The organism is Streptomyces sp. NPDC107575 (assembly GCF_055657265.1).
Window position 1 is genome coordinate 820,436 of sequence record NZ_JBVKBG010000003.1, and the last position, 25,244, is coordinate 845,679.

The 25,244-nt window shown below is 71.4% G+C and carries 26 protein-coding genes; 16 read left to right on the forward strand and 10 right to left on the reverse strand.

All coding sequences use genetic code 11. From position 1 onward, the window contains the following. Positions 1–25: 25 nt before the first annotated feature. Positions 26–1,153: a tRNA dihydrouridine synthase DusB gene (gene dusB / locus ACZ7L4_RS16980; RefSeq protein WP_450809535.1), complete on the reverse strand. Its 1,128-nt coding sequence runs from the start codon at positions 1,151–1,153 to the stop codon at positions 26–28. Between the two features lie 133 nt (positions 1,154–1,286). On the opposite strand from dusB, the gene ACZ7L4_RS16985 reads away from it, so the two are divergent. Further along, entirely contained in the window at positions 1,287–2,756 is a 1,470-nt protein-coding gene (locus tag ACZ7L4_RS16985) for an MFS transporter (RefSeq protein WP_472103231.1), read from the forward strand. A 20-nt stretch (positions 2,757–2,776) separates the two neighbouring features. On the opposite strand, the gene ACZ7L4_RS16990 is transcribed toward ACZ7L4_RS16985, so the two are convergent. Then, positions 2,777–3,667, reverse strand: a complete 891-nt coding sequence (locus ACZ7L4_RS16990) for a helix-turn-helix transcriptional regulator (RefSeq protein ID WP_472103233.1) — start codon at positions 3,665–3,667, stop codon at positions 2,777–2,779. Positions 3,668–3,768: 101 nt separating this feature from the next. Between ACZ7L4_RS16990 and ACZ7L4_RS16995 the strand changes: the two genes are divergently transcribed. The 3 genes from ACZ7L4_RS16995 (at position 3,769) to ACZ7L4_RS17005 (ending at position 6,940) form a co-directional block, all read left to right on the forward strand. Then, a complete protein-coding gene (locus ACZ7L4_RS16995; protein ID WP_472103235.1) occupies positions 3,769–5,199 on the forward strand; it encodes an MFS transporter in 1,431 nt (476 codons plus the stop codon). A 102-nt stretch (positions 5,200–5,301) separates the two neighbouring features. Continuing rightward, positions 5,302–6,318: an aldo/keto reductase gene (locus ACZ7L4_RS17000; RefSeq protein WP_472103237.1), complete on the forward strand. Its 1,017-nt coding sequence runs from the start codon at positions 5,302–5,304 to the stop codon at positions 6,316–6,318. A 25-nt stretch (positions 6,319–6,343) separates the two neighbouring features. Beyond that, on the forward strand, positions 6,344–6,940 hold the full coding sequence (locus tag ACZ7L4_RS17005) for a TetR/AcrR family transcriptional regulator (RefSeq protein WP_472103239.1): 597 nt from the start codon (positions 6,344–6,346) through the stop codon (positions 6,938–6,940). A gap of 347 nt (positions 6,941–7,287) precedes the next feature. Here ACZ7L4_RS17005 and ACZ7L4_RS17010 read toward each other — a convergent pair whose 3' ends face one another. Continuing rightward, positions 7,288–7,743, reverse strand: a complete 456-nt coding sequence (locus ACZ7L4_RS17010) for an ATP-binding protein (protein WP_472103241.1) — start codon at positions 7,741–7,743, stop codon at positions 7,288–7,290. Between the two features lie 174 nt (positions 7,744–7,917). Between ACZ7L4_RS17010 and ACZ7L4_RS17015 the strand changes: the two genes are divergently transcribed. The 3 genes from ACZ7L4_RS17015 to ACZ7L4_RS17025 are packed head-to-tail and all read left to right on the forward strand — an operon-like array spanning position 7,918 to position 9,232. After that, positions 7,918–8,775 (forward strand): helix-turn-helix domain-containing protein, encoded by an 858-nt coding sequence (locus tag ACZ7L4_RS17015; RefSeq protein ID WP_472103243.1) that lies wholly within the window; start codon positions 7,918–7,920, stop codon positions 8,773–8,775. Beyond that, positions 8,775–9,005 carry a DUF397 domain-containing protein gene (locus ACZ7L4_RS17020; protein WP_472103245.1) on the forward strand — a complete coding sequence of 77 codons (231 nt, stop codon included), beginning with the start codon at positions 8,775–8,777 and terminating at the stop codon, positions 9,003–9,005. Before ACZ7L4_RS17015 ends, ACZ7L4_RS17020 begins: the two co-directional genes overlap by 1 nt. After that, complete coding sequence (locus ACZ7L4_RS17025; RefSeq protein WP_472103247.1) at positions 9,002–9,232, forward strand: DUF397 domain-containing protein; 231 nt, start codon at positions 9,002–9,004, stop codon at positions 9,230–9,232. Before ACZ7L4_RS17020 ends, ACZ7L4_RS17025 begins: the two co-directional genes overlap by 4 nt. 72 nt (positions 9,233–9,304) lie before the next feature. Here ACZ7L4_RS17025 and ACZ7L4_RS17030 read toward each other — a convergent pair whose 3' ends face one another. Continuing rightward, entirely contained in the window at positions 9,305–10,687 is a 1,383-nt protein-coding gene (locus ACZ7L4_RS17030; protein ID WP_399233022.1) for a glycine--tRNA ligase, read from the reverse strand. Positions 10,688–10,875: 188 nt separating this feature from the next. Between ACZ7L4_RS17030 and ACZ7L4_RS17035 the strand changes: the two genes are divergently transcribed. The 4 genes from ACZ7L4_RS17035 (at position 10,876) to ACZ7L4_RS17050 (ending at position 13,979) form a co-directional block, all read left to right on the forward strand. Next, on the forward strand, positions 10,876–11,832 hold the full coding sequence (locus tag ACZ7L4_RS17035) for a metal ABC transporter substrate-binding protein (RefSeq protein WP_472103249.1): 957 nt from the start codon (positions 10,876–10,878) through the stop codon (positions 11,830–11,832). Between the two features lie 17 nt (positions 11,833–11,849). Further along, complete coding sequence (locus ACZ7L4_RS17040; RefSeq protein ID WP_472104042.1) at positions 11,850–12,623, forward strand: metal ABC transporter ATP-binding protein; 774 nt, start codon at positions 11,850–11,852, stop codon at positions 12,621–12,623. Positions 12,624–12,628: 5 nt separating this feature from the next. After that, positions 12,629–13,513, forward strand: coding sequence for a metal ABC transporter permease (locus ACZ7L4_RS17045; RefSeq protein WP_472103251.1), 885 nt, complete (start codon positions 12,629–12,631; stop codon positions 13,511–13,513). Positions 13,514–13,580: 67 nt separating this feature from the next. Further along, positions 13,581–13,979 carry a Fur family transcriptional regulator gene (locus ACZ7L4_RS17050; protein ID WP_385756931.1) on the forward strand — a complete coding sequence of 133 codons (399 nt, stop codon included), beginning with the start codon at positions 13,581–13,583 and terminating at the stop codon, positions 13,977–13,979. Positions 13,980–14,057: 78 nt separating this feature from the next. Here ACZ7L4_RS17050 and ACZ7L4_RS17055 read toward each other — a convergent pair whose 3' ends face one another. From ACZ7L4_RS17055 to ACZ7L4_RS17065, 3 genes are read right to left on the reverse strand one after another with little or no spacing between them, the layout of a single operon-like run. Beyond that, complete coding sequence (locus ACZ7L4_RS17055) at positions 14,058–14,870, reverse strand: isoprenyl transferase (RefSeq protein WP_450809521.1); 813 nt, start codon at positions 14,868–14,870, stop codon at positions 14,058–14,060. Between the two features lie 37 nt (positions 14,871–14,907). Further along, positions 14,908–15,657, reverse strand: coding sequence for a DNA repair protein RecO (gene recO / locus ACZ7L4_RS17060; protein WP_472103253.1), 750 nt, complete (start codon positions 15,655–15,657; stop codon positions 14,908–14,910). 5 nt (positions 15,658–15,662) lie between these two features. Further along, positions 15,663–16,184 (reverse strand): RrF2 family transcriptional regulator, encoded by a 522-nt coding sequence (locus tag ACZ7L4_RS17065; RefSeq protein WP_472103255.1) that lies wholly within the window; start codon positions 16,182–16,184, stop codon positions 15,663–15,665. A gap of 65 nt (positions 16,185–16,249) precedes the next feature. Here ACZ7L4_RS17065 and ACZ7L4_RS17070 point away from each other — a divergent pair, with 65 nt between their 5' ends. Further along, positions 16,250–17,695: an MFS transporter gene (locus ACZ7L4_RS17070; RefSeq protein ID WP_472103257.1), complete on the forward strand. Its 1,446-nt coding sequence runs from the start codon at positions 16,250–16,252 to the stop codon at positions 17,693–17,695. Positions 17,696–17,744: 49 nt separating this feature from the next. Here ACZ7L4_RS17070 and ACZ7L4_RS17075 read toward each other — a convergent pair whose 3' ends face one another. Then, positions 17,745–17,960: a hypothetical protein gene (locus ACZ7L4_RS17075; RefSeq protein WP_422407234.1), complete on the reverse strand. Its 216-nt coding sequence runs from the start codon at positions 17,958–17,960 to the stop codon at positions 17,745–17,747. 354 nt (positions 17,961–18,314) lie between these two features. Here ACZ7L4_RS17075 and ACZ7L4_RS17080 point away from each other — a divergent pair, with 354 nt between their 5' ends. Together ACZ7L4_RS17080 and ACZ7L4_RS17085 are read left to right on the forward strand one after the other, a co-directional pair. Then, complete coding sequence (locus tag ACZ7L4_RS17080; RefSeq protein ID WP_472103259.1) at positions 18,315–19,148, forward strand: helix-turn-helix domain-containing protein; 834 nt, start codon at positions 18,315–18,317, stop codon at positions 19,146–19,148. Next, on the forward strand, positions 19,130–19,408 hold the full coding sequence (locus ACZ7L4_RS17085) for a DUF397 domain-containing protein (RefSeq protein ID WP_472103261.1): 279 nt from the start codon (positions 19,130–19,132) through the stop codon (positions 19,406–19,408). Before ACZ7L4_RS17080 ends, ACZ7L4_RS17085 begins: the two co-directional genes overlap by 19 nt. A gap of 241 nt (positions 19,409–19,649) precedes the next feature. Here ACZ7L4_RS17085 and ACZ7L4_RS17090 read toward each other — a convergent pair whose 3' ends face one another. After that, complete coding sequence (locus ACZ7L4_RS17090) at positions 19,650–20,837, reverse strand: MFS transporter (protein ID WP_472103263.1); 1,188 nt, start codon at positions 20,835–20,837, stop codon at positions 19,650–19,652. 100 nt (positions 20,838–20,937) lie between these two features. Here ACZ7L4_RS17090 and ACZ7L4_RS17095 point away from each other — a divergent pair, with 100 nt between their 5' ends. Further along, entirely contained in the window at positions 20,938–21,873 is a 936-nt protein-coding gene (locus tag ACZ7L4_RS17095; protein ID WP_472103265.1) for a LysR family transcriptional regulator, read from the forward strand. Here the strand turns inward: ACZ7L4_RS17095 and ACZ7L4_RS17100 are convergent. Then, complete coding sequence (locus ACZ7L4_RS17100) at positions 21,845–22,915, reverse strand: PP2C family protein-serine/threonine phosphatase (RefSeq protein WP_472103267.1); 1,071 nt, start codon at positions 22,913–22,915, stop codon at positions 21,845–21,847. The genes ACZ7L4_RS17095 and ACZ7L4_RS17100 overlap by 29 nt on opposite strands. 242 nt (positions 22,916–23,157) lie before the next feature. Here ACZ7L4_RS17100 and ACZ7L4_RS17105 point away from each other — a divergent pair, with 242 nt between their 5' ends. Further along, positions 23,158–25,236, forward strand: a complete 2,079-nt coding sequence (locus ACZ7L4_RS17105; RefSeq protein ID WP_472103269.1) for an ATP-binding protein — start codon at positions 23,158–23,160, stop codon at positions 25,234–25,236. Positions 25,237–25,244: the final 8 nt, after the last annotated feature.

A 25,244-nucleotide genomic window follows, 5' to 3' on the forward strand; every position in this document is an offset into this window, starting at 1 on the left:
CCGGGGCCGCGCAACAGGAGACCCGTCAGCCCCCAGACGTGTCCAGTTCCGCGTCCTCCGAGACCCCCGCACAGTCGTACGGATCGTTCAGCCAGCCGTCCGGCAGGACCACCCGGCCGTTGCCCGACGTGCGGCCGCGAGGGCCGTCCGCGCCGGCCGGCCAGCCCTGGTCGAGGTCCAACTCGTCGAGGCCGGAACGGAGTTCCTCCAGGGACGACGTGGTCGCGAGCCGCTTGCGCAGCTCGCCGCCGACCGCGAAACCCTTGAGGTACCAGGCCACGTGCTTGCGGAAGTCGATGACGCCACGCGATTCGTCGCCGATCCACTCACCGAGCAGCGACGCATGCCGCACCATCGCGTCCGCCACCACCCGCAGCGTCGGCCGGACCCGCTCCTCGCGCCCCTCGAACGCCGCCACCAGATCCGCGAACAGCCACGGCCGCCCCAGGCACCCACGCCCCACGACCACCCCGTCGACCCCGGTCTCGCGCACCATCCGCAGCGCGTCGTCCGCCGACCAGATGTCGCCGTTGCCGAGGACGGGGATCTCCGGCACGTGCTCCTTCAGGCGCGCGATCGCGTCCCAGTCCGCCGTGCCGCCGTAGTGCTCCGCCGCCGTACGCCCGTGCAGCGCGATCGCCGTGACACCCTCCTCGACCGCGATCCGCCCCGCGTCGAGGAACGTGATGTGGTCGTCGTCGATGCCCTTGCGCATCTTCATCGTGACCGGCAGGTCACCCGCCCCCGACACGGCCTCGCGAAGGATCGCCCGCAGCAGGTTCCGCTTGTACGGGAGCGCGGACCCGCCGCCCTTGCGCGTCACCTTCGGGACCGGGCAGCCGAAGTTCAGGTCGATGTGGTCGGCGAGGTCCTCCTCCGCAATCATGCGGACGGCCTTGCCGACGGTGGCCGGATCCACCCCGTACAGCTGGATCGAGCGAGGCTTCTCGGTCTCGTCGAAGTGGATGAGCTGCATCGTCTTCTCGTTGCGCTCGACCAGCGCCCGCGTCGTGATCATCTCGCTCACGAACAGGCCCTTGCCGCCCGAGAACTCCCTGCACAGGGTGCGGAACGGCGCGTTCGTGATCCCCGCCATGGGGGCGAGCACCACGGGGGGCTGCACCAGGTGGGGGCCGATGGTCAGAGCGGACATCTCAGGGCTCTCCGGGACGGACGACGGGTGGGGGCAAGCATCCATTGTCCCTCACTCCCCGAGCGGCCCCTGCCGAGCCCGCACGGGGCACCGCGCATGCCCTCTCACAGCACATCCGGCTACCGTCGGACACATGCCCGATGCACGACAAACCCTGACCCACGGCAGGCGGATGCTCGTCCTGGCGATCTGCTGCATGAGCCTGCTGATCGTCAGCCTCGACAACACCGTCCTGAACGTCGCCCTCCCCTCCATGGCGAAGGACTTCGACGCCACGCTCTCGGGCATGCAGTGGACGATCGACGCCTACACGCTGGTCCTCGCCGCGCTGCTGATGCTGGCGGGGTCGACCGCCGACCGGATCGGGCGGCGCAAGGTCTTCACGATCGGCCTGACCGTCTTCACCGTGGCGTCCGTGGCCTGCTCGCTCGCGCCGAGCCTGGAGGCCCTGGTGGCGTTCCGTATGCTGCAGGCGGTCGGCGGCTCGATGCTCAACCCGGTCGCGATGTCGATCATCACGAACACCTTCACGGACCCGCGTGAGCGAGCACGTGCGATCGGCGTGTGGGGCGGCGTCGTCGGCATCTCCATGGCGGCGGGACCGCTGGTGGGCGGCCTCCTTGTGGACTCCGTCGGCTGGCGCTCGATCTTCTGGATCAACCTGCCGGTCGGCCTCGCGGCCCTGCTCCTCACCCTCCGCTACGTCCCCGAGTCCCGCGCCCCGAAGGCCCGCCGCCCCGACCCGGTCGGCCAGCTCCTGATCATCGTGCTGCTCGGCTCGCTCACGTACGCGATCATCGAGGCGCCCGACGCGGGCTGGACCTCCGTCCGGATCCTGATCTTCGCGGCGCTCGCGGTCGCGGCCCTGATCGGCCTTCTGCTCTACGAGCCGCGCCGCGAGGAACCCCTCATCGACCTGCGGTTCTTCCGCTCGGCCCCGTTCAGCGGCGCCACCGTGATCGCGATCTGCGGATTCGCGGCGCTCGGCGGCTTCCTGTTCCTGTCGACGCTGTACCTCCAGGACGTGCGCGGCCTCGACGCCCTGCACGCGGGCCTGTGGATGCTGCCGATGGCCGCGATGACGCTGGTGTGCGCGCCGCTGTCGGGCCGCCTCGTCGGCAGCCGGGGCCCGCGCCTGCCGCTGCTCGTCGCGGGCGTGATGATGACGGCGAGCGGGGTGCTGTTCGCGGCGTTCGACGCCGAGACCTCGAACGTCACGCTCGTCGTCGGCTACGTCCTGTTCGGGATCGGCTTCGGTTTCGTGAACGCCCCGATCACCAACACCGCGGTCTCCGGGATGCCGCGCGCCCAGGCCGGAGTGGCGGCCGCGGTCGCCTCCACCAGCCGCCAGATCGGGCAGACCCTCGGCGTCGCGGTGATCGGCGCGGTCCTCGCCTCCGGTGTCGTCGAGTCCTCGTACGCCGACACCTTCGTCGCCGCCAGCCGCTCCTGCTGGTGGATCATCGCGGGCTGCGGCCTCGCCGTCCTCGTCCTCGGCGCGCTGACCAGCGGCCACTGGGCCCGCGAGACGGCGCGCCGGACGGCGGAACGCCTGGAGGACGCGGAGGACGCCGAGCTGACCCGGGCGGCCACCCGGTCATGACGCCCGGGCAGGGCGCCCGGTCATGACGCCCGGGCGGCCGCCAACGCGCCGAGCGCTTCGAGGCGTTCGCGCGACGTGTCGTCCGCCGGCGTGTACGTGACCAGGCGGGCCCCGCAGTCCCGGCCGAGCCACAGGTCGGTGTGGACGACGGAGACCGGCCCCACGTGCCGGTTGTGGAACCGCTTCACCTTGCTGGGCACGGACCGCACCACCTCGTGCCGCTCCCACAGCTCGCGGAACTCGTCGGACTCCTCGGTGAGCCGCCCCAGGACCAGCTTCCAGGCGGGCTCGGCCAGGTGCTCGGCCATGCCGGAGCGGAACTTGGCGGCCATGGTCCGCAGCACGTCGTCGAGGCCGATGATCGAGGAGCGCCACTCCTCGTGCGTGAACGCCAGCAGCATGCAGTTGCGGTCCTCCGGCGGGATCTCGTCGAGGTCGCAGAGCAGCATCCCGTAGGTGCGGTTGTAGGCGAGGATGTCGTACCTGCTGTTCTGTACGCAGGCGGGGAGGGGATCCAGCCGGTTCATCAGGTCGAGGATTTCGGGCGTCAGCGTCGCGCAGCTCGCCGCCGGTGTCGGGTCGATGGCGCCCGCGAGGCCGAACAGATGGGCCCGCTCGCTCCGGTCGAGCCGCAGCGTGCGGGCGAGCGCGTCGAGGACCTGCGCCGAGACCTGGATGTCGCGGGCCTGCTCCAGCCACGTGTACCAGGTGACGCCGACCGCCGAGAGGTGCGCGACCTCCTCGCGGCGCAGCCCGGGGGTGCGGCGGCGCCTGCCGCGCGGCAGGCCCACGTCCTCGGGTGCGATCCGCTCGCGCCGGCTGCGCAGGAAGGCCCCCAGCTCGTGCCGCCTGATGTCGGCCGAACCGCTGCCCCGCAGGTCCGTCGCGTCCCGTGTCGTCATCGTGGCCATTCCCCCAGGGTGGACCCGTCCCGAGCCTGTTTCCAGGTGGCGTTTGTACCAGGACAAGGACACTCTGGTACCCGTCTCGGGCCGGGTCGACGCTCGATGGCATGACGACCCACATCCAGGCCGGGACCGCCCGTGCCGGTGACCGGACCCCGCCCGCGCTCGGCGGTCCCGGTCTGCTCACCGTGCTGCTCGGCGCGGCCCTGCCCCTGATCGACTTCTTCATCGTCAACGTCGCCCTGCCCACCATCGGCCACGACCTGCACGCGAGCGAGCCCGTCCTCGAACTCGTCGTCGCGGGCTACGGGATCACGTACGCGGTGCTCCTCGTCCTCGGCGGCAGGCTCGGCGACCTCGTCGGGCGGCGCCGTCTGTTCCTCGCGGGCACGGCGGCCTTCGGCCTCACCTCGCTCGCCTGCGGCCTCGCCCCGACCGCCTGGGCGCTGGTCGCCGCCCGGATCGCGCAGGGCGCCGCGTCCGCGCTGATGCTGCCGCAGGTCCTCGCCACGATCCAGGCCACGACGAGCGGCCCGCACCGGGCGCGCGCCATGAGCAAGTACGGCGCGACGGCCGGCCTGTCGATGGTGGCGGGGCAGGTGCTCGGCGGCCTGCTCGTCTCGGCGGACCTCCTCGGCACGGGCTGGCGCTCGGTGTTCCTGGTGAACGTTCCGGTGGTGCTGCTCGCCCTGGTGCTCGCCGCCCGTACGGTCCCCGAGACCCGCTCCGAGCGTCCCGAGCCGGTCGACGTGCCGGGCACGGTGCTGCTCGCGCTCGCCCTGATCGCGCTGCTTGCCCCGCTGACCGAGGGCCGGGCGGCGGGCTGGCCGCTGTGGACGTGGCTGTGCCTCGCGGCGTTCCCGTTCCTCGCGTACGCCTTCTACGCGGTGGAGCGCGCGGCCGACCGCACGGGACGCACCCCGCTCGTACCGCCCTCGCTCTTCCGGCTGACGTCGCTTCGCCGGGGGTTGGTGATGATCGTGCCGTTCTCGATCGGCTTCAGCGGCTTCATGTTCGTGATCGCGGTGGCGCTGCAGCGCGGCGAGGGCCTCGGCGCGACGGAGGCCGGTCTCGCGCTCGCCCCGATGGCGGCGGTCTTCTTCGCGACCTCGCTCGCGGGGCCGCGCCTGGTGGCCCGGTGGGGCACGCGGGTCGTCACGGTGGGCGGCCTGCTGCAGGCGGCGGGGGTGGCGCTGATCGCGTTCGCCGCGTGGCGGACCTGGCCGGACCTCGGGATCCTGGAGCTGCTGCCGGGCGCGGTCCTCGCGGGGGCGGGCCAGGCGCTCCAGCTCCCGATCCTCTTCCGGATCATCCTCTCCGAGGTGCCCGCGGCGCGGGCGGGCGTCGGCAGCGGCGTGATGACGACGACGCAGCAGGCGGCGCTCGCGCTGGGCGTGGCCACGCTGGGTTCGCTGTTCCTCTCCGTGGCACCCGGCGCGGGCATGCGCGACGCCCTGGTGACGACGCTGCTCGTGCAGCTCGCGGCGGTGGCGCTGACGACGCTCCTGAGCGTGCGGCTGCCGCGCCGGATCGCCTGACGGCACACGCACGTCGCCATCGCGCGTCGCATGACAGCTGACAGATATTGAAATCTGTCAGCTGTCATGCGACGCTGGTGTCACCCACCCGAAGGAGCCCTCATGAGCACCGCCCTCCCCACCCGCACCCTCGGCACCACCGGCCCCCGCACCGCCGCCCTCGGCCTCGGCTGCATGGGCATGTCCGCGCTGTACGGCGAGGCCGATCGCGCCGAGTCCGTCGCCACGGTGCACGCCGCGCTCGACGCCGGGGTCACGCTCCTCGACACCGGCGACTTCTACGCGATGGGCCACAACGAGATGCTGCTCGGCGAGGCACTGCGCACGGCCCCCGCGACGGCCCGGGAGAACGCGCTGGTCAGCGTGAAGTTCGGCGCCCTGCGCGGCCCGGACGGCTCGTGGAACAGCTACGACGCCCGCCCCGAGGCCGTGAAGAACTTCGCCGCGTACTCGCTGCAGCGCCTCGGCGTCGACCACATCGACATCTACCGGCCCGCCCGCCTCGACCCCGAGGTGCCGATCGAGGAGACGGTCGGCGCCATCGCCGAGCTCGTCGAGCAGGGCTACGTACGCCACATCGGCCTGTCCGAGGTCGGCGCGGACACCATCCGCCGGGCGGCGGCGACGGCCCCGATCTCGGACCTCCAGATCGAGTACTCGCTCATCTCGCGCGGCATCGAGGACTCGATCCTGCCCACCACCCGCGAGCTCGGCATCGGCGTCACCGCGTACGGCGTGCTCTCGCGCGGCCTGATCTCCGGCCACTTCAGCCGGGACCGCAAGCTCGGCGCGGGCGACTTCCGCGCCTTCAGCCCGCGCTTCCAGGGCGAGAACCTCCAGCACAACCTGGACCTCGTCGAGCAGCTCCGCAAGATCGCCGAGCAGAAGGGCGCGAGCGTCGCGCAGATCGCCATCGCATGGGTCGCCGCGCGCGGCGAGGACATCGTCCCGCTGGTCGGCGCCCGCCGCCGCGACCGCCTGACCGAGGCCCTCGGCGCGCTCGACGTGACCCTGGACGCCGCCGACCTCGCCGCGATCGAGGAGGCCGTGCCCGCCGACGCCGCGGCCGGCGACCGTTACCCGGCGGCCCAGATGGCACACCTCGACAGCGAGCGCTGATCAGCGGCCCGGTAACTTCGTAGCCATGGCCCCCGAGACCCTGACCCCCGAGCGCATCCTCGCCGCGACCGAGGAGGTGCTGCGCAGGCACGGCCCCGCGAAGGCGACCGTGGTCGACGTGGCCCGCGCGCTCGGGGTCAGCCACGGCTCGGTGTACCGGCACTTCCGTACGAAGGCGGAGCTGCGCGGCGCGGTCACGAAGCGCTGGCTGGACCGCACGACGGCGCGGCTCGCGGAGGTCGCCGCGGGCGAGGAGCCCCCCGCCGCCAAGCTGCGCCACTGGCTGGCGACCCTCTTCGAGGCCAAGCGCCACAAGGCGGGCGACGACCCGGAGCTGTTCGCCACGTACTCCGTCCTCACGGACGAGCAGGGCGGTGTGGTGGACGCCCATATCGCCGAACTGACGGGGCAGTTGACCTCGATCCTCCAACAGGGCGTGGACACCGGCGAGTTCGACATCCCGGACCTCCCCGCGACGGCCCGCGCCGTCTTCGAGGCGACCGCCCACTTCCACGACCCGGTGTACGCGTCCGAGTGGTCGCGCCCCGGCGCACAGGCCGCGTTCGATGCGGTGGTGTCCCTGGTGGTGCGCGGTATCGCGGCCCGGCCGGCGGCCTCCTGACCGGCCCGGCACCCGATCTCGGCCATGCTTTCCGAACAATTTCAGCACAAGCGGAAGGCCGTAGTCGGCGCGCAGCGCCCCGGGCAACGCGCACACCAGCCGTAATACCGTTGGCCAAGGTTCAAGTCCGGCCGGACACCCCGTCAAACGCCTGACCGAATCCACATTGCTGCCACTGTGAAGTTTTCGCGCCCGCTCGTACTCTCCGGACGAGGGCGGAACCACGCACCGTGTCCGCCCCTCGCATTCCGCCCCATACGGAAACAGCGCCCCGGACCCCGGCGCGGCCCCGCGTGCACCCCCACGCGACCACGCAGAGGATTCGGTTGGACACCCACAGACGCACGTCAGTCGGCCCCGCCCGAGTCGACGTCACCGAGGGCCAGTTCGGCCCACACCGTCTTTCCGGTGGACGTCGGCAGCACACCGACGGCGGAGGCATAGGCCGAGACCAGGAACAGGCCCCGGCCGCCGGTCGCGAGGAAGTCCGGCGGCTCCGTGGGGATGACCACCAACTCGGGGGACGTGTCCGTCACTTCGAGGCGGACGCCCTTGGCGGTGCGCCCGATGGCGAACTCGAAGGTGTTGTCGTCGCAGTGCCGCACATTGCTGCACAGCTCCGTCGCCACGAACGAGGTCGCGTACACCAGCTTGTGCAGGCCCCAGCACCGCAGGCGGGCACCGACGATCCTGCGGATCTGCTCCAGGCGGTGCGGGCTGTACTCCATACGGATCGAGCACGGCTGATCGAGCATCTCCAGCACCTCGATCACATCGATCTCGTCCGTCGTCTGGTCCTGCATTACCCCTCCGGGGGTCCCATGGCGGTGAACTCGCTTGCGGACAAAGGGCGTTGCATCGTCATCCTGACGCCGAAACTATGCCTTAGGCAAGTATTACGCGCGAGTCAGCATATTGATGGAGTGGGTAGGCATATGACAGTTGTGTGGCCTGAAGGCGCGGGACATCATGTGCCCATGCCCCAGAGCGAGATGCCCACCATGCGCAGCCGTCGCCTAGGAGCCGAGCTGCGACGACTGCGCTCCGAAGCCGGCCTGAAGGTCAATGACGCGGCACTGGCACTCGAATGCGGGCAGCCGAAGATCAGCCAGATCGAGACGGGAAAACGAGGCATCCGCCAGCTCGATCTGACAACGCTCCTCAATCTGTACGGAGTCGACGACGACCGGCAGCGCACCAATCTCAAGCGGCTGGCCCGCGACATCCACAAGGTGGACTGGTGGTCGGGCCAAGGGCCGCTGCTGAGCGACGACTTGCGCGACTACCTCACCCTCGAGGCCGACTCCTCGCTCGTGCGCTCCTTCGAGCCCTCGGTACTTCCAGGGCTCCTGCAGACCGAGGAGTACATGCGCGAGATATTCACCGTGGGGGCCGAGGAGGCCCGCGTCGAAACGCTCGTGAAGACCCGGATGCGGCGCAAGGACCTGCTCGATGGACCCGCGGAATTCCGTCTGAGAGTGGTCATCGACACGCCCGCGCTGCACCGCATTCCGGGCCCGCGGGAATTGATCCGTCAGCAGTTTGAATACCTGATGGAAGCAGGTGAGCTGCCCAATGTCAGCATTCAGGTCCTGCCGTTGGACATCACCCTGCCGCTCGCACAGTACGCTCCGTACACGCTGTTCACGATGCGCGGCGAACCGCCCGTACAGGTCGCGTGGCTGGAGCACATGACCGGCGGGACGCTCCTCGAGCAGCGCCCCGACGTGGAGATGTACGCAAAGTCGTGGGACGACCTGACGGCTGCCGCGCTGTCCCCTGCTCAGTCCCGCCGGTACATCAGTGACCGAATCAAGCAAGAAAGCGGGTCGTGATGCCCCCCACCTCCGCCCCCACCGCCTCGCTCGCCGAAGTCGGGTCAGCGGTCTGGCGAAAGAGCACGTTCAGCGGCGCGTCCAATGGATGCGTCGAGCACGCCGAACTCACCTCGGGACGGCGCGCCGTCCGCGACACCAAGCACCGGGAGTTCGGGGCCATCGTCTTCGAAACCCCGGCGTGGCGCGCATTCGTTTCGAGCATCAACTCCGGAGCCCTGCCGCTGTGAACGCGACGAAAGAGAAGGAGCGGCTCTACGCGCTCGACATCTCCGAGGCGCAATGGCTGAGCGCCCCGGGCACGCCCGCCCGGAGCGGTCCCGTGGAGGTCGCCGCGCTCGGCGGCGGCGCCGTGGCCCTGCGCAATCCGGCCGACCCCCGAGGGCTCGTGCTGCGCTTCACCGCCCATGAGTGGGAGGCGTTCAAACTCGGGGCGCTGCACGGCGAGTTCGACTGACGAACCGACAAGAAACGCCCCGGCCCACCGTGTCTCCACGGTGGGCCGGGGCGTTCGTGCGCCGGGTACCGGTCAGCAGCCGACCAGGCGGCTGGCCAGGTAGCCCTCGATCTGGTCGAGGGAGACGCGCTCCTGCTTCATGGTGTCGCGCTCGCGCACGGTCACCGCGTTGTCCTCGAGCGTGTCGAAGTCGACCGTGACGCAGAACGGCGTACCGATCTCGTCCTGGCGACGGTAGCGGCGGCCGATGGCGCCGGCGTCGTCGAAGTCGATGTTCCAGTTCTGCCGCAGCGCCTGCGCGAGGCCCTTGGCCTTCGGCGACAGCTCCGGGTTGCGGGACAGCGGGAGGACCGCGACCTTCACCGGGGCGATGCGGTGGTCGAAGCGCATGACCGTGCGCTTCTCCATCTTGCCCTTGGCGTTGGGCGCCTCGTCCTCGACGTAGGCGTCGAGCATGAAGGCGAGCATGGCGCGGCCGAGGCCGGCCGCGGGCTCGATGACGTACGGCGTGTAGCGCTCGCCCTTCTCCTGGTCGAAGTAGGAGAGGTCCTGGCCGGAGGCCTTGGAGTGCGCCGACAGGTCGTAGTCGGTGCGGTTGGCGACGCCCTCGAGCTCGCCCCACTCGCTGCCGCCGAAGCCGAAGCGGTACTCGATGTCAGCGGTGCGCTTCGAGTAGTGGGAGAGCTTCTCCTTCGGGTGCTCGAACCAGCGCATGTTCTCCTCGCGCATGCCGAGGCCCGTGTACCAGTTCCAGCGCTGCTCCATCCAGTACTCCTGCCACGCCTCGTCCTCGCCGGGCTTGACGAAGAATTCCATCTCCATCTGCTCGAACTCACGGGTGCGGAAGATGAAGTTGCCGGGCGTGATCTCGTTGCGGAACGACTTGCCCGTCTGCGCGATGCCGAAGGGCGGCTTGCGGCGCGAAGTCGTCTGCACCTGGCTGAAGTTGGTGAAGATGCCCTGCGCGGTCTCGGGGCGCAGGTAGGCGACGGAGCCGCTGTCCTGCGTCGGGCCGAGGTGCGTGGAGAGCAGGCCGGAGAACTGCTTGGGCTCGGTGAACGTGCCCTTGTTGCCGCAGTTGGGGCAGGAGAGGTCGGCGAGGCCGTTCTCGGGCAGGCGGCCCTTCTTCGCCTCGTACGCCTCCTCCAGGTGGTCCGCGCGGTAGCGCTTGTGGCAGGAGGTGCACTCGGTGAGCGGGTCGGTGAACGTGGCGACGTGACCGGAGGCCTGCCAGACCTCGGTCGCCAGGATCACGGACGAGTCGATACCGACGACGTCCTCGCGCGAGGTGACCATGTAGCGCCACCACTGGCGCTTGAGGTTCTCCTTCAGCTCCACGCCCAGCGGCCCGTAGTCCCAGGCGGCACGCTGACCACCGTAGATCTCGCTGCAGGGGTAGACGAAGCCACGGCGCTTGCTGAGGCTGACGATGGTGTCGATCTTGTCGGCGGCCACGGTGCTCTCTTCATTACGACGACGGTGAGCGCGCTGGATACGCGCTCCGGGAGCGAATGCCTCAGGTTACCGGCGGGCCCACCCCCCTAACCAAATCGGTTCCGGGGACAGAGCGGGACCGAGCGTGACGAAGACCTCGACGAACACTTTGTTGACAACCGTTTCCAGTTTTGTTGAAAATGACTGTCATGAACGTACGACGCTCCCGCAAGCTCATACCCGTCGCCGCCGTCACCGCCCTCGGTCTCGGCGCCCTGACCGCCTGCGGCAACTCCGCCGCGCAGGACAAGGGGAGCGACGGCAAGCTGAGCGTCGTCGCGTCGTTCTATCCGATGCAGTACCTCGCCGAGGAGATCGGCGGCGACCACGTCGACGTCACGAACCTGACCGAGCCCGGCCAGGAGCCCCACGACCTGGAGGTCAGCGCCAAGCAGCGCGCCCAGCTCGAGGAGTCCGACGTCGCCCTCTCCCTGAAGGGCCTGCAGCCCTCCGTGGACGAGGCCATCGACCAGTCGGACATCAAGACGAAGATCGACGCCGGCACCCTGACCTCCCTCGAGAAGCACGGCAACGAGGTCGACGGTCACGACCACGGGCACGGCGAGGAGACCCACGACGAGGAAGCGGCCGACCCGCACATCTGGCTCGACCCGGTGAAGTACGCCGAGGTCGCCGAGGGCGTCGCCAAGGCCCTGGAGAAGGCCGACCCCGACCACGCGGCCGACTACAAGAAGAACACCAAGGCCCTCGTCGGCAAGCTCGACGAGCTGAACACCAAGTTCGAGAAGGGCCTCAAGGACACCAAGTCCTCGACCTTCATCACCACGCACGCCGCCTTCGGCTACCTCGCCGAGCGCTACGGCCTCACCGAGGAGGCCATCAACGGCCTGGACCCGGAGAGCGAGCCCAGCGCCGCCCGCGTCAAGGAGCTCCAGAAGACGGCGAAGCACGACGGCGTGGGCACCGTCTTCTACGAGACGCTCGTCAGCGACAAGACGGCCAAGACCCTCGCGGGCGACGCCAAGCTCAAGACCGATGTGCTCGACCCGATCGAGGGCATCACCAAGAAGTCCAAGGGCGACGACTACATCTCGGTCATGGAGTCGAACCTGGCCGCGCTGCAGAAGGCGCTGGGCAGCAAGTGACCACCAAGGAGGGCGACATGGGCGAACGGGAAGCCGTCATCTCGCTGAGCACGGTGACGGCCGAGCTCGGCGGGCGCCCCGTACTGCGCGGCATCGACCTCACCGTGCACCGCGGCGAGGTCGTCGCCCTGCTCGGGGCGAACGGGTCCGGCAAGTCCACCGCCGTCCGCAGCGTCATAGGCCAGGTCCCGACCACGGGCGGCGCCATCGAGCTCTTCGGCACGCCGCGGCGCCGCTTCAAGGACTGGGCGCGCGTCGGCTACGTACCGCAGCGCACGACGGCCGCGGGCGGCGTGCCCGCGACGGTGGCCGAGGTCGTCTCCTCCGGCCGCCTCTCGCGCGCGCGGTTCGGCGTGCTGCGCAAGGCCGACCGGGACGCGGTCACCCGCGCCCTCGAACTCGTCGGGATGGCGGACCGCGCGAAGGACTCCGTGGACGCGCTCTCCGGCGGCCAGCACCAGCGCGTGCTCATCGCGCGCGCCCTGGCCTCCGAGCCCGAGCTGCTGATCATGGACGAGCCGATGGCGGGCGTCGACCTGGCCAGCCAGGAGATCCTCGCGGCGACGCTGCGCACGCAGGTCGCGGCGGGCGCGTCCGTCCTGCTCGTGCTCCACGAGCTCGGCCCGCTGGAGCCGCTGATCGACCGCGCGGTCGTGCTGCGCGACGGCTGCGTGCTGCACGACGGCCCGCCCCCGAAGGCCGTCGGCCAGCACGCGCTGCCCGGCCACGACCACGTGCACCCGCACACCTCGGTGGACGCCGAACCGATCCGCACAGGACTGCTGAGCTGACTGACATGGAACTCCTCTCCTACGACTTCATGCAGCGGGCGCTGCTCGCCGCCGTCCTCGTCGGCATCACGGCCCCGGCCGTCGGCATCTACCTCGTGCAGCGCCGCCAGGCCCTGATGGGCGACGGCATCGGCCACGTGGCGATGACGGGTGTCGGCCTCGGCTTCCTGCTCTCCACCTCGCCGGTGTGGATGGCGACGGCCGTCTCCGTACTCGGCGCCGTGATCATGGAGTTGATCCGCTGGTACGGGAAGACGCGCGGCGACATCGCGCTCGCGATGCTCTTCTACGGGGGCATGGCGGGCGGCGTCATGTTCATCAACCTCGCGCCCGGCGGCTCCAACGCCAACCTCAACTCGTACCTCTTCGGCTCGCTCTCGACGGTGTCGCAGGACGACGTCCTCGCCATCTGCCTGCTCGCGGCCTTCGTGGTGCTCGTGACGGTGGGCCTGCGCAGGCAGCTGTTCGCGGTGAGCCAGGACGAGGAGTTCGCGCGGGTCACGGGGCTGCCCGTGCGCTTCCTGAACCTGCTGATCGCGGTGACGGCGGCGGTCACGGTGACCGTCGCGATGCGCGTGGTGGGCCTGCTCCTGGTCTCCGCCCTGATGGTGGTGCCGGTGGCGGCCGCCCAGCAGCTGACCCGCAGCTTCAAGGCGACGTTCGTGATCTCGGTGGCGCTCGGCGTCGTGGTGACGCTCGGCGGCACCGCGACCTCGTACTACCAGGACGTGCCGCCCGGAGCGACGATCGTGCTCCTGACGATCGCGGCCTTCATCGTCCTCGCGCTGCTCGCGAAGCCGCTCGCCCGGCGCAGGGCGCGATCCGTCCCGGTGCCCGCCGGGGACCCGGCCGAGTGCCCGATCCCTGAGCAGGCCGCCGCCAAGGTCTGAGCCACCTACAGCGTCGCCTGGCACAATGGCGGCCGTACGTACGTGGCAGGGATGTGAGGAGAAACCCGTGGCAGCCCCGGTTCGAGGCAGGTCGACCCGCCAGCGCGCGGCCGTGGCGGCGGCGCTCGACGAGGTGGACGAGTTCCGCAGCGCCCAGGAGCTGCACGATGTCCTCAAGCACAAGGGGGACTCGGTCGGGCTGACCACGGTGTACCGGACGCTGCAGTCCCTCGCCGACGCCGGCGAGGTCGACGTGCTGCGGACGTCCGAGGGCGAGGCGGTGTACCGCCGGTGCTCCACGGGTGAGCACCACCACCACCTCGTGTGCCGCGTGTGCGGCAAGGCGGTCGAGGTCGAGGGCCCGGCGGTGGAGAAGTGGGCCGAGGCGATTGCCTCCGAGCACGGGTACGTCAATGTGGCGCACACGGTGGAGATCTTCGGTACGTGTGCGGAGTGCGCCAAGTAGCCCCTGCGGGCAACGGCGTTGCGGTCTCGGGGCTCTGCCCCGGACCCCGCTGCTCAATCGCCGCAGGGGCTCAAAGACTTACTTCTGCAGCTCGTTCGGGATCGCCCCGCCGAACCGGCGGTCGCGGGAGGCGTACTCGACGCACGCCCGCCACAGGTCACGCCGGTCGAAGTCCGGCCACAGGACGTCCTGGAAGACCATCTCGGCGTACGCGCTCTGCCACAGCAGGTAGTTGGACGTGCGCTGCTCGCCGCTGGGCCGCAGGAACAGGTCCACGTCCGGCATGTCCGCGTAGTACAGGTACTTCGCGAACGTCTTCTCGCTGACCTTCGACGGGTCGAGCCGCCCCGCCTTCACGTCCTCCGCGAGCGCCTGCGCGGCGTCGGCGATCTCGGCGCGGCCGCCGTAGTTCATGCAGAAGTACAAGGTCAGCTTGTCGTTGTCCTTGGTCTGCTCCTGGGAGATCTCCAGCTCCTTGGCGACCGACTTCCACAGCTTCGGCATGCGGCCCACCCACCGCACCCGGACACCGAGCTCGTCGAGCTGGTCGCGGGTCCTGCGGATGAAGTCCCGGTTGAAGTTCATGAGGAAGCGGACCTCGTCGGGCGACCGCTTCCAGTTCTCGGTGGAGAAGGCGTAGAGGGAGATGGCGCCGACGCCCATCTCGATGGCGCCCTGAAGGACGTCGAGCACGCGCTCGGCGCCGACCTTGTGGCCCTCGGTGCGCGGCAGGCCGCGGTCCTTCGCCCAGCGTCCGTTGCCGTCCATGACGATCGCCACGTGCTGGGGCACCAGCTCGCCGGGGATCTTCGGCGGCCGCGCGCCCGACGGGTGCGGTTCGGGCGCTGTGTACTCACGGCGGTTCCGTCCGAGGATTCCGCGACGTGCCATGTTCCGGGCCTCTCCCCTAGCTCAGTGCCAGCTCTCGCTAGCTTTTCTCTACGTAGCGCAGCGAGCGCAGTCCGCGCTCCAGGTGCCAGTGCAGGTAGGCCGACACCAGCCCGTTGCCCTCGCGTACGAACCGTGCCTCGCACGTGTCCGCCGTCTCCCAGTCTCCCGTGAGCAGCGCACCGAGCAGGTCGAGGGCCTGCGGTGAGGGTACGACGCTGCCCGGTACCCGGCAGTCGACGCAAACCGAGCCGCCCGCGCCGACGGAGAAGAACCGGTTGGGACCGGGCATTCCGCACTTGGCGCAGTCGCCGAAGCTGGGGGCGTAGCCGTTGACCGCGAGGGAGCGGAGCAGGAAGGCGTCGAGGACGAGGCCGGGCGCGTGCTCGCCGCGCGCGAGCGTGCGCAGGCCGCCGACGAGGAGCAGGTACTGCTGCACCGCGGGTTCGCCCTCATGATCGGTGAACCGTTCCGCCGTCTCCAGCATCGCGGTTCCCGCGGTGTACCGGGCGTAGTCGGTGACGATGCCGCCGCCGTACGCGGCGATGGTCTCGCTCTGCGTGCAGAGCGGGAGGCCGCGGCCGATCAACTCGCTGCCGCGGGCGAAGAACTGCACGTCGACGTGGGAGAAGGGTTCGAGCCGGGCGCCGAACTTGGACTTGGTGCGCCGCACGCCGCGGGCGACTGCGCGCACGCGCCCGTGGTTGCGGGTGAGCAGCGTGATGATGCGGTCGGCCTCGCCGAGTTTCTGGGTGCGCAGCACGACCCCGTCGTCACGGATCAGACTCATGCCACTCATTGTCCCTTACGGACGGAGCCCGTTTGCGGGAACGGGGGCAGGGGCGCGGCCGGGTCCGCGAGCCAGGCGCGGCCGCGCGAGCGCAGCGTGTCGGTCAGTCCTGCGCTCAGGTCCGCGACCGTCACGGCCCGCAGCGAGTCCCGCCAGGCCCGGTCCGCGTCGTACATGACCTGTGCCACTCCGCAGGGTCCCGTGCACCGCTCGGGCGGGATCGCGCACGCGCCGCGCTGCCGGATCTCGCCGCAGACGAAGGCGGGCGCGGAGCCCTCGACGGCCTCGACCACGTCGAGCACGGTGATGTCCTTCGGTTCGCGGGCGAGCCGGAAGCCGCCGCGCGGCCCGGATGTGGCGATCAGCACACCGGCCGAGGCGAGGGACTTGAGGTGCTTGGCGAGGTAGGCCTCGGGCAGCCCGTAGTACCCGGCGAGGGTGGAGCGGCGCACGGCCGCGCCCGGCTCCGCCTGCGCGAGGAGCACGCAGCAGTGCACGCCCCACTCGACGCCCTGCGACAACTTCATGGGACCCGAGATTACCCCTCCATCCACTTGATGGACATTGAATGTCGATGATATCGATTGGCGTCATGGCAGAGACTCGGATCGACACCGGCCCGGCGCAGGCCGCCCCCGCGGGCCCCTCCCCCGCAGACCGCCGCATGCTCGCGGTCGCGCTCACCGCCACGTTCATGGGGAGCTTCGACCTCTTCGTCGTGAACGTCGCCACCGAGGCGCTCCGCGCGGACCTGCGCGCGAGCGACGCGGCGCTGGAACTCGTCGTGTCCGGCTACGCGTTCGCGTACGCGGCGGGGCTGATCACGGGCGGACGGCTCGGGGACCGGTTCGGGTACCGGCGGACGTTCGTGGCGGGGATGGTGGCGTTCACGGTGACGTCGCTGCTGTGCGGGCTCGCCCAGGGGGCCGGGGAGCTGGTGGTGGCGCGGCTGGCGCAGGGGCTCTCGGCGGCGGTGATGGTGCCGCAGGTGCTGTCGCTCGTGACGGCCCGCTTCCCGGCGGCGCACCGGGGCCGGGCCACCGGCTGGAACGGGGCGGTGGCGGGCATCGGATCGATCGCCGGACAGCTGCTCGGCGGCGTACTGCTCCAGGCGGACGTGCTCGGCCTCGGCTGGCGCGCGGTGTTCCTCGTGAACGTCCCGGTGGGGGTGGTGGCATCGATCGCCGCGTGGCGGATGCTTCCGGCCCAACTGTCGGGCCCGCGACGGCAGTTCGACGCGCTCGGCGCGCTGGGGGTCACGGCGAGCCTGGCGCTGCTCCTGGTCCCGCTGACACTCGGCCGGGACGAGGGATGGCCGGCGTGGACGTGGCTGTGCCTGGCGGCGACCGCCCCCACGGCCTGGGCGACATGGCGATGGCAGCGGAGGCTGCGGGCGCAGGGCGGGGAACCGGTCCTCAACCCCGCCCTCTTCGGCAACCGCCCGTATCTCACCCTGCTCGCGGGCCTGGGCGCCTTCCAGCTCTACTTCGGCGCGTACATGTTCACGCTCGCGCTGCTGCTCCAGGCGGGCCTCGGCGCGAGCCCGCTGACGGCCGGCGCGGCGTTCGTCCCGCAGGCGGTGGCGTTCACCACGGGTTCGCTGCTCAGTGGGCGGCTCACGGCGCGGCACGGGGTGCGGTGGCCGGTGGCGGGCGGGGCGCTGGTGGTGGCGGGCCTGACCCTCACGTCACTCCAGCTCACGGTGTCCGACGGCGCGATCTCCCCGTGGTCCCTGACCCCCGCCCTCCTCCTGAACGGCCTCGGCAACGGCCTGCTGATGCCACCGATCATCGGCGCGGCCCTGTCCCGGGTGACACCGGCGACGGCGGGCTCGGCATCCGGAATGCTCAACACGACCCAACAGGCGGCAAGCGCCCTCGGCATCGCCCTGCTGGGCACACTCTTCTTCACGGCATCGGGCCCGTCCCTGCGGGACGCCCGAACCGGGATGGCGACGGTCTCGGCGGCGTTCGCGGTCCTGGTGGCGGCATCGACATTCCTGATGTGGTCGACACACCGCCGCGCCGCGGCGGCGTAGCCCAGCAGTTGTGCAACAAGCCGTTGCACAACTGCCCCCGCCGCCCGCTCTACGGCACCTCGCCCCGGCTCCTTCTGTTCTCGTACGCCGTCGCCGCGCGCACTCGTTCCGTCGTCGACGCCACGCGCAGCACATCCGGCGGGCAGTCCCATTCGCGCCCGCCGCCGAAGGGGCGCAACTGTACGTACGGCCCCTCGTGCCCCATCACTCGTCCCACCTGACCCGTGCTCGTGTCGACCGCGTACGAACCGATCGGCGGTTTCATGGCGTAGCGCTCCTGTCGTCCGTCCCTGCGAGGAGTACGGCGGCGAGCCGGGCCGCCGCGTCAACCGGACAACGCCCCAATTCCACCAAGGGACACGGGGCACTCCGTGCGATTGACCCGGGATCGAGGCCGAGCGAGGGCAGCACAATTCCCGCTCCGGCGAGTGCGGCTCGCAATGTCTCCACCATTTCCTCGGCTTCCTCCACGCACAGCGCGGCGTGCTTCGATTGTCCCGTCACGTGGCTCCCCTGCCTCATTGAATTTCACGCTTTGCACCTCCACGGTGGCGTGCCGTCCCTACAGTGGGGAGAGGTCTGCGCACTACAACTGCGGGGCTTCACTTGGTGGTTAGCCATGGCCAAGGGTTCGCGCCAAGCGGCGTGGGAGTTCTTCGGGATCGAGTTGAAGCGGCGCCGCGAGGACGCGGGGCTGACCCAAGTGGAGTTGGGGATACGGGTATTCGTTTCCGGTGGCTACATCGGCCAATTCGAACAGGCAATTCGCAAGCCGCAGTTGGATGTAGCCCGCAGGATCGACGAGGCGCTGCAAACCGACGGTATTTTCGAGCGGATGTGGCGGGGGCTGATCGATGACCATCGCTACGCGGGGTATTTCGCGGAAGTGGTCGAGCTTGAGCGGCTCGCGACCCGCATCTGTGAGTTCGCGCCGATTGTGGTGCCGGGCCTGCTGCAGACGGCCGCGTACGCGCGGGCCGTCACACTCGCGGCGAACCCGTTCGTCACGGACGAATACGTGGAGGAGAAGGTGACCGCCCGCCGGGAGCGGGCGAACATCCTCCGGGACGCTACAAGGCCCGAGTATTGGGTGGCGCTGCACGAGAACGTGCTGCGCACGCCGGTGGGCGGGCCGGACACTATCGCTGAGCAGTTGGAGCACATCGCCGACGTGATACGTCGGCGGGTGGCGTTGGTTGTCGTGATCCCGTACGCGGCAGGGGTGTTCCCCTGCATGGGCGGGATGCTCAAGCTCATGGAGTTCGAAGACGCCCCACCGGTTGCCTATACAGAGACGGAGTATTCGGGGACGCTCATCGACGATCCGGCCGTGGTGAAGCATGCGTTACGCACATACGATCTCCTCAGGGGCACCGCGCTGTCGCCGGAGGTCGCCCTGGCCCTGATCGAGTCGGCGGCGGAGGACCACAGACGATGCGCGACTACGACCTGAGCAACGCCCGCTGGAGCAAGAGCAGTTACAGCAACGGCGAGGGCGGCAGCTGCATCGAAGTCGCCTACGACTTCGTGGGAGCGGCCCGTTGGCGCAAGTCGACGTACAGCAACGGCCAAGGCGGTGACTGCCTCGAAGTCGCCGACGGAGTCCCCGGTGTCGTGCCCGTTCGGGACTCCAAGGTCGTCGACGGCGACGTCGTCGTCATCGGCGCGGCGGCGTGGTCGGCGTTCGTGACGGGAGCCAGGGCGACGACCTGAGCCAGGCGCCACCCCGCGGGGCCGAAGCCCCCGGAGGGGGCGGGCGGGTGGGAGAAGGCGTGGGCGAATAACGGCCGGCGCCCGCGCGGCGGGCTGCGGCGCGACATCCCCACAGCCGAGCCGGACACCGTACGCCCCAGGACGTGACCGAGGCCAGGACGACGACCTGAGCCAGGCGCCACCCCGCCGGGCCGAAGCCCCCGGAGGGGGCGGGCGGGTGGGAGAAGGCGTCAACGGCGGGTTATCGGAGCCCCGCCGTCGGGCGAGAGCCAGCGGGGGCCGGGGCGGAGCCCCGTGACGTCGGCCATGCGGTGAGGGCCGCCAGGGCCGCCACCGCCCCCAGCACCGCAGGTACCGGCGCCACCCTCGACGTCAACGTAATGACGTACGGCGTGAACATCCCCACGTACGCCGCCGTCCAGAACCTCGCCGTCCACCCCGCCAACTGGTGCGGCGGCGCCAACGCCACCGTCCGGGTCAGCCCGTACGTGAGCGTCAACCCGTACCCCGCACCGAGCACCGCCGCGGCCGGCAGGGCCAGCACCGCGCTCCCGGCCCCCGCCGCCCCCGCGGCCATCGCCGCACCCACCGCCACCGTCAGCAGCCCCGGCACCGGGGACGCGACCGCACGGCGCGCCGTCAGCAGGCCCACCCCGGGGACCACCGCCGTCGCGACGCCCGTGAAGATCAGCCCCGCGTGCAGGCTCCCGGGCAGCGTCACGAAGCCGATGGTCGGCGCCGTGAAGATCCACGGGGCGACCGTGAGGACCTCGCGGCGGAAGGCGCGGCTGGGGTGCCCGCCCACGGGCGCCGTCACGGCGGCGGGCACGGTCCGCGTCTCCGGCTCCCGTACGGCCATGAGGCCCGCCACCACGCCCAGCACCACATGCGGAACGTACGCCGTCACCATCGGCCACGGCGCCCACTCGGCGATGAGCGCCGCGCCAAGCCCGCCCGTGGCGAAGCCCGCCGAGACGAAGAGGCCCGAGCGGCGCGGCGAACCGGACAGTTCCTTGATCCACGCGCTGCCCGCCGCGAGCAGCGCCCCCGCGCTGACCCCGGTCAGGAACCGGCCCGGCAGCAGCAGCCACGTGGCCCACAGGCCCCCGGCCATCAGCAGGAGCGTGGAGAGCACGTTCAGGGCCAGTGCCGCGAGCGCCACCGACCGCCGCCCCCTGCGGTCCGCCATCGGGCCCGCCACGAGGAGCGCCGGTATGAGCCCCACCACGTACACGGCGAAAAGGCCGGTCACCGTCGACTCGGTCAGTCCGAGATTGCTGCGGTAGGCCCCGAGCAGCGCCGAGAACTGGTTGGCGCTCCACCCGGACGCCAGCATGATCCAGGCGGCCCGGCCCCCACGGGCCGGATCCTTGGCGGGCGCGGGCGCGGGGACGGGCACGGTCGGCGCGGAGGTCACTGGTCGGGTCATGCCACCAGTGCTACGTGCCCCGCCGCACGCCACGCACCGGGCCTTCATGAATCGTGAACGGCCCGTGCCGCTCGCCCGGCTCTCCGCCTACGCTGGATGTATGGCGCTTGACCTGCGGCTTCTGTCGTCGTTCCTGGCGGTCGTCGAAGAAGGGCACTTCGGGCGGGCCGCCGGACGGCTGTTCCTGTCCCCCGCCGCCGTCACTCAGCACCTGCAACGCCTGGAGGGCCAGGTCGGCGCGCGGCTGCTCGACCGGACGGCGACGCCCGTCGTACCGACCGCCGCCGGAGTGCGCCTGGCCGGGCACGCGCGCGTACTGCTCGCCGCCGCGAACGCCGCGCTCGACGACGTCGCCGAGGTCACCGCCCGGGAGCCGGAGACCGGCCGCCCGCTGCGGGTGGGGATCATGGGGCACGGCTCGGCCGAGCTGACCCCGGCCGCCATCAACGCCTACCGCCGGGCCCGCCCCGACGTGAAGGTCGAGATCCGCCAGCTGGACTTCACGGAGCATGTGACCGCCCTCCTGGAGGACCGGGTCGACGTCGCGTTCGTGCGGCCGAGCCCGGCCGACGAGCGGGTCGTCGCCGACGTCCTCACCACGGAGCAGCGGATCGTCGTGGTGCCCGACCGCTCGCCCCTCGTGGACGCCCGCGCGACCGGTGTGGGCGTCGCGGACGTCGCCGACCTGCCGTTCTTCCGGGTGCCCCGGCGCACCCCGCACACCTTCGTCGACTACCTGTACTTCGACGACCGGGCGCGGCGCCGCAGCACCGAGTGCGCGCTCACCCCGCAGGAGGTGCTGACCGGCGTCGTGACCGGCCGGGCCGCCGGGTCGGGTCTGCGGTCGTTCGCGCGGTACTACGCGTGGCCGGGCGCCGTGTTCGTACCGGTGCTCGACGCGCCGTGGGAGAGCAGTTACCTCGCGGCGCGCGCCACGGACGACAACCCGGAGGTACGGATCTTCCGCGCGCTGGCGACGGCGCTCGCGAAGGACCTGGGCCCGGTCATCAACTCGCGTCCACTGCCCGGTGCTTGACCGTCACCGGGCGATCGGCGCCGGACGGGGCACCCACCACCCCGCTCTCGCACAGCACCATCGCGACGTCGTCCCGCAGCGGCCCGCCGGTGTGCGCGGTCACCTCCGCGTACAGCCGGTCGAGGGCCTCCCACGGCAGGGCCTGGGACAGGGCCTTGTGGGCGCGCTCGAAGAGCGGGAACTCCGTGCCCCTGTCGTCCCGCGCCTCCACGAGCCCGTCCGTGTAGAGGAGCAGCCGGTCGCCGGACTGCAGCCAGTACCGGGACTGGGCGGGCGCGCAGCCGAGGCCCAGCGGCAGTGAACAGGCCACCGGTTCGAGGAACTTGGGCCGGGCGCCCATCCGCAGCGGCGGCGGATGCCCGCAGTTGACGAGCCGGACCTCGCCGGGGGCGAACTCGGCGAACACGGCCGTGACGAAGTCCTCCGGACCGAGCACGGGGGCGATGCGGGCGTCGAGGCGCACGGCGAGTTCCGTGAGGTCGGCGGTGACGTAGGCGAGGTCGCGGAAGCCGTCGGCGACCGCCGCGTTGACACACATCGCGTCGAGGCCGTGCCCCCGTACGTCGCCGATGAACACCCGCAGTCCGTACGGGGTGTCCGCCACGGCGTAGACATCGCCGCCGACCGTGGCGGAGGCGACCGCGCAGTGGTGGCGGGTGTGCACGTCGATGTCGCCGAACCGCGCGTCGACCGGGCGCAGGAGTGCCGCCTGGGTCGCCTGCGCGACGGCGCCGAGCTGGCGCAGCCGGGCCGAACGGGCCGCGGACACCCGGGCGATGTGGACCGCGGCGAGGCCGCCGACGAGCAGCACGAGGTACTCGACCACGAGCTGCGGTCCCGCGTCGGCGCCCCGGGTGACGCCCACCGTCACCGCGAGGGCCAGGGCCCAGGCCGCCGTGGTCAGCGTGGCCCGCACACCGAGCCGGGTGCAGGCCAGGACCGGCCCGATGAGCAGGACGGCGACCGCGGGGGGTGCGGGACGCCAGACGTCGACGCAGGCCGCGAGCACCGTGCACAGGCCGAGGACGGCGCCGCACACCATGTGGGCTCCCCATCGACTTCGTAGCATTTCCCGACCTCGCCGCTCCGAACCCGCCCCGCGTGAGTGAACGGCCCACTATGGCCCACCGCACCGGCACCCACGCACCGTTGACCCGCACCGGACCGGAGCAGACCGGAACTGGTCACTCTCCGTCGCATTCCGTCCGGTATCCGGGGCCGGCCGCACCGCAGGCGCTCAGCTCAGCGGATCCCCGCGAGTCGGCGCGCCGGGCGGAGCAGACTGTGACCGTGGAGAACCTGCCCGTCGAGGCCACCCAGTTCATCGGCCGTGAGGCCGAACTCGCGTACCTGGACCAGGAGCTGAGCGACCACCGGCTGCTGACACTCACCGGGGTGGGCGGGGTCGGCAAGACCCGGCTCGCCGCGCGCCTGGCCCTGCGCACGGGCCCGCGCCTGGCGGACACGGTGTGCTTCGTGCCGCTCTCCCCGCTGCACGACCCGACGCTGCTCGGCAACGTACTCCTGGAAGAGCTGCGGCTCGCCGACAACTCGAACGAGGACGCCACCGACGTCGTCGCCCAGTGGCTCGCCGACAAGCGGGTGCTGCTCGTCCTCGACACCTGCGAGCACCTGCTGGCCGACTGCGGCCGCCTGATCCGCAAGCTGCTCGACGTCGCACCGGGCCTGCGCGTCCTGGCGACGAGCAGGCAGCCACTGGGGCTCGACGACGAGCACCGGTTCATGGTCGCGCCGCTGCCCGTCACGGCCGAGGGCGACACGGGGCGGCCCGGCGACGCGGTCGCGCTGTTCGCCGACCGCGCGACGCTCGCCGCACCCGGCTTCCGGCTCGGTCCAGGCGAGCGGGACGTCGCCGAGGCCGTCTGCCGGCACCTCGACGGCATCCCGCTGGCGATCGAGCTGGCCGCGGCCCGGCTCGCCGAACTCCCCCTGGAGCGGCTCGGTTCCCTGCTCGGCGACCGCCTGGACGCACTGACCGCCGCGGAAGGCCACACCGGCCCCCCGCGCCATCGCACGCTGCGCGCCACCATCGGCTGGAGCCACGAACTGTGCACGCCGCTCGAACGGCTGCTGTGGGCCCGCCTCTCCGTGTTCACCGGCGGCTTCGACCCGGCGGGCGCGCGGGCGGTGGGCCGCGGCGGACCGCTGCGCGAGGCCGAGGTGTCCGGGGCCCTCGAAGGCCTCGTGGCCAAATCACTGGTGCGGCGCAGGCCCGGCGGGCGCTACGACATGCTCGACACGGTCCGCGAGTTCGGGGCCTCGTGGCTGGAGCAGCTCGGCCCCGACGAGCTGACGGGCGCGCGGCGCAGGCACCGGGACTTCCACCTGGAGCTCGCGCGGCGGGCCGACGCGGGCTGGATGGGGCGCGAGCAGGAGCAGTGGTACGAGCGCCTCGTCACCGACCACCCCAACTTCCGTACGGCGCTGGACTTCTGCCTGGAGACCCGCGAGGGACCGGCCGCGCAGCAGCTGTGCGGGCACCTGTGGATCCTCTGGTTCCCCTGCGGGTTCGCCCGCGAGGGCCGGCGGTACGCGGAGGCGGCCCTCGCCCTGTCCGAGCGGCCCGGCCCCGAGTATCTGCTCGGCCTGTGGGGCTGCGCGACCGCGGCCCTCTCGCAGGGCGACACGGAGGCGGGCCTGAAGGTGGCGGGGATGTTCCGCGATCTGACCCAGCCGGACCCGTCACCGGCCCAGGTGATGGCGGTGGCCTACCTGGAGAGCACCTCGCTGTGTCTGATGGGACGGCTCCCGGAGGCCGCCGAGGTCATCGACGCGGCACCCGATCTGCGCGGATACACCGGCCCCTACGACTCCGCCTGGTGTCTGACGACGGCCGGACGCGCACTCGTGCACGTCCTGTCCGGCGAGTTCACGGAGGCCGCCGTGGTGGCGCGCAGGCTGGAGGAGGAGTGCGGCCGGCGGGGCGAGCGGTGGTCGCACACCTGGGCCAGCTGGGCGGCGGCCCTCGCCGCCAACGGCCAGGGGCGCCCCGACGAGGCGGCGCGGCAGGCGCTGGCCACCATCGCGGGCAAGTCCCGGTTCCGCGACCGGGTCGGCGTCGCGCTGGCGGTCGACGCCCTGGCCTCCTCGCTGAGCACGCTCGGCACGTCCCACCGCGCCGCCCGGCTGCTCGGCATCGGCCAGCGCATGTGGGAGAGCCTCGGCCGTCCCCAGCTGGGCTCACCCGAACTGGTGGCCGCCCGTAACAGCACCGAGCGCCGCATCCGGGAGTCCGTCGGCGACAGCGCGTACGAGTCGCAGTACGCGGCGGGCCTGGAGATGGACACCGCGGACGGCATCGCCTACAGCCTGGCCACGGAAGCCGGTGTCGACACCGGCTGACCGGGCCC

Bases quoted from the DNA above. Each gene is read 5' to 3' on its own strand.
- dusB (WP_450809535.1), bottom strand. From the start codon at position 1,153: ATGTCCGCTCTGACCATCGGCCCCCACCTGGTGCAGCCCCCCGTGGTG.
- ACZ7L4_RS16985 (WP_472103231.1), top strand. From the start codon at position 1,287: ATGCCCGATGCACGACAAACCCTGACCCACGGCAGGCGGATGCTCGTC.
- ACZ7L4_RS16990 (WP_472103233.1), bottom strand. From the start codon at position 3,667: ATGGCCACGATGACGACACGGGACGCGACGGACCTGCGGGGCAGCGGT.
- ACZ7L4_RS16995 (WP_472103235.1), top strand. From the start codon at position 3,769: ATGACGACCCACATCCAGGCCGGGACCGCCCGTGCCGGTGACCGGACC.
- ACZ7L4_RS17000 (WP_472103237.1), top strand. From the start codon at position 5,302: ATGAGCACCGCCCTCCCCACCCGCACCCTCGGCACCACCGGCCCCCGC.
- ACZ7L4_RS17005 (WP_472103239.1), top strand. From the start codon at position 6,344: ATGGCCCCCGAGACCCTGACCCCCGAGCGCATCCTCGCCGCGACCGAG.
- ACZ7L4_RS17010 (WP_472103241.1), bottom strand. From the start codon at position 7,743: ATGCAGGACCAGACGACGGACGAGATCGATGTGATCGAGGTGCTGGAG.
- ACZ7L4_RS17015 (WP_472103243.1), top strand. From the start codon at position 7,918: ATGCCCCAGAGCGAGATGCCCACCATGCGCAGCCGTCGCCTAGGAGCC.
- ACZ7L4_RS17020 (WP_472103245.1), top strand. From the start codon at position 8,775: ATGCCCCCCACCTCCGCCCCCACCGCCTCGCTCGCCGAAGTCGGGTCA.
- ACZ7L4_RS17035 (WP_472103249.1), top strand. From the start codon at position 10,876: ATGAACGTACGACGCTCCCGCAAGCTCATACCCGTCGCCGCCGTCACC.
- ACZ7L4_RS17040 (WP_472104042.1), top strand. From the start codon at position 11,850: ATGGGCGAACGGGAAGCCGTCATCTCGCTGAGCACGGTGACGGCCGAG.
- ACZ7L4_RS17045 (WP_472103251.1), top strand. From the start codon at position 12,629: ATGGAACTCCTCTCCTACGACTTCATGCAGCGGGCGCTGCTCGCCGCC.
- ACZ7L4_RS17055 (WP_450809521.1), bottom strand. From the start codon at position 14,870: ATGGCACGTCGCGGAATCCTCGGACGGAACCGCCGTGAGTACACAGCG.
- recO (WP_472103253.1), bottom strand. From the start codon at position 15,657: ATGAGTCTGATCCGTGACGACGGGGTCGTGCTGCGCACCCAGAAACTC.
- ACZ7L4_RS17065 (WP_472103255.1), bottom strand. From the start codon at position 16,184: ATGAAGTTGTCGCAGGGCGTCGAGTGGGGCGTGCACTGCTGCGTGCTC.
- ACZ7L4_RS17070 (WP_472103257.1), top strand. From the start codon at position 16,250: ATGGCAGAGACTCGGATCGACACCGGCCCGGCGCAGGCCGCCCCCGCG.
- ACZ7L4_RS17075 (WP_422407234.1), bottom strand. From the start codon at position 17,960: ATGAAACCGCCGATCGGTTCGTACGCGGTCGACACGAGCACGGGTCAG.
- ACZ7L4_RS17080 (WP_472103259.1), top strand. From the start codon at position 18,315: ATGGCCAAGGGTTCGCGCCAAGCGGCGTGGGAGTTCTTCGGGATCGAG.
- ACZ7L4_RS17085 (WP_472103261.1), top strand. From the start codon at position 19,130: ATGCGCGACTACGACCTGAGCAACGCCCGCTGGAGCAAGAGCAGTTAC.
- ACZ7L4_RS17090 (WP_472103263.1), bottom strand. From the start codon at position 20,837: ATGACCCGACCAGTGACCTCCGCGCCGACCGTGCCCGTCCCCGCGCCC.
- ACZ7L4_RS17095 (WP_472103265.1), top strand. From the start codon at position 20,938: ATGGCGCTTGACCTGCGGCTTCTGTCGTCGTTCCTGGCGGTCGTCGAA.
- ACZ7L4_RS17100 (WP_472103267.1), bottom strand. From the start codon at position 22,915: ATGGTGTGCGGCGCCGTCCTCGGCCTGTGCACGGTGCTCGCGGCCTGC.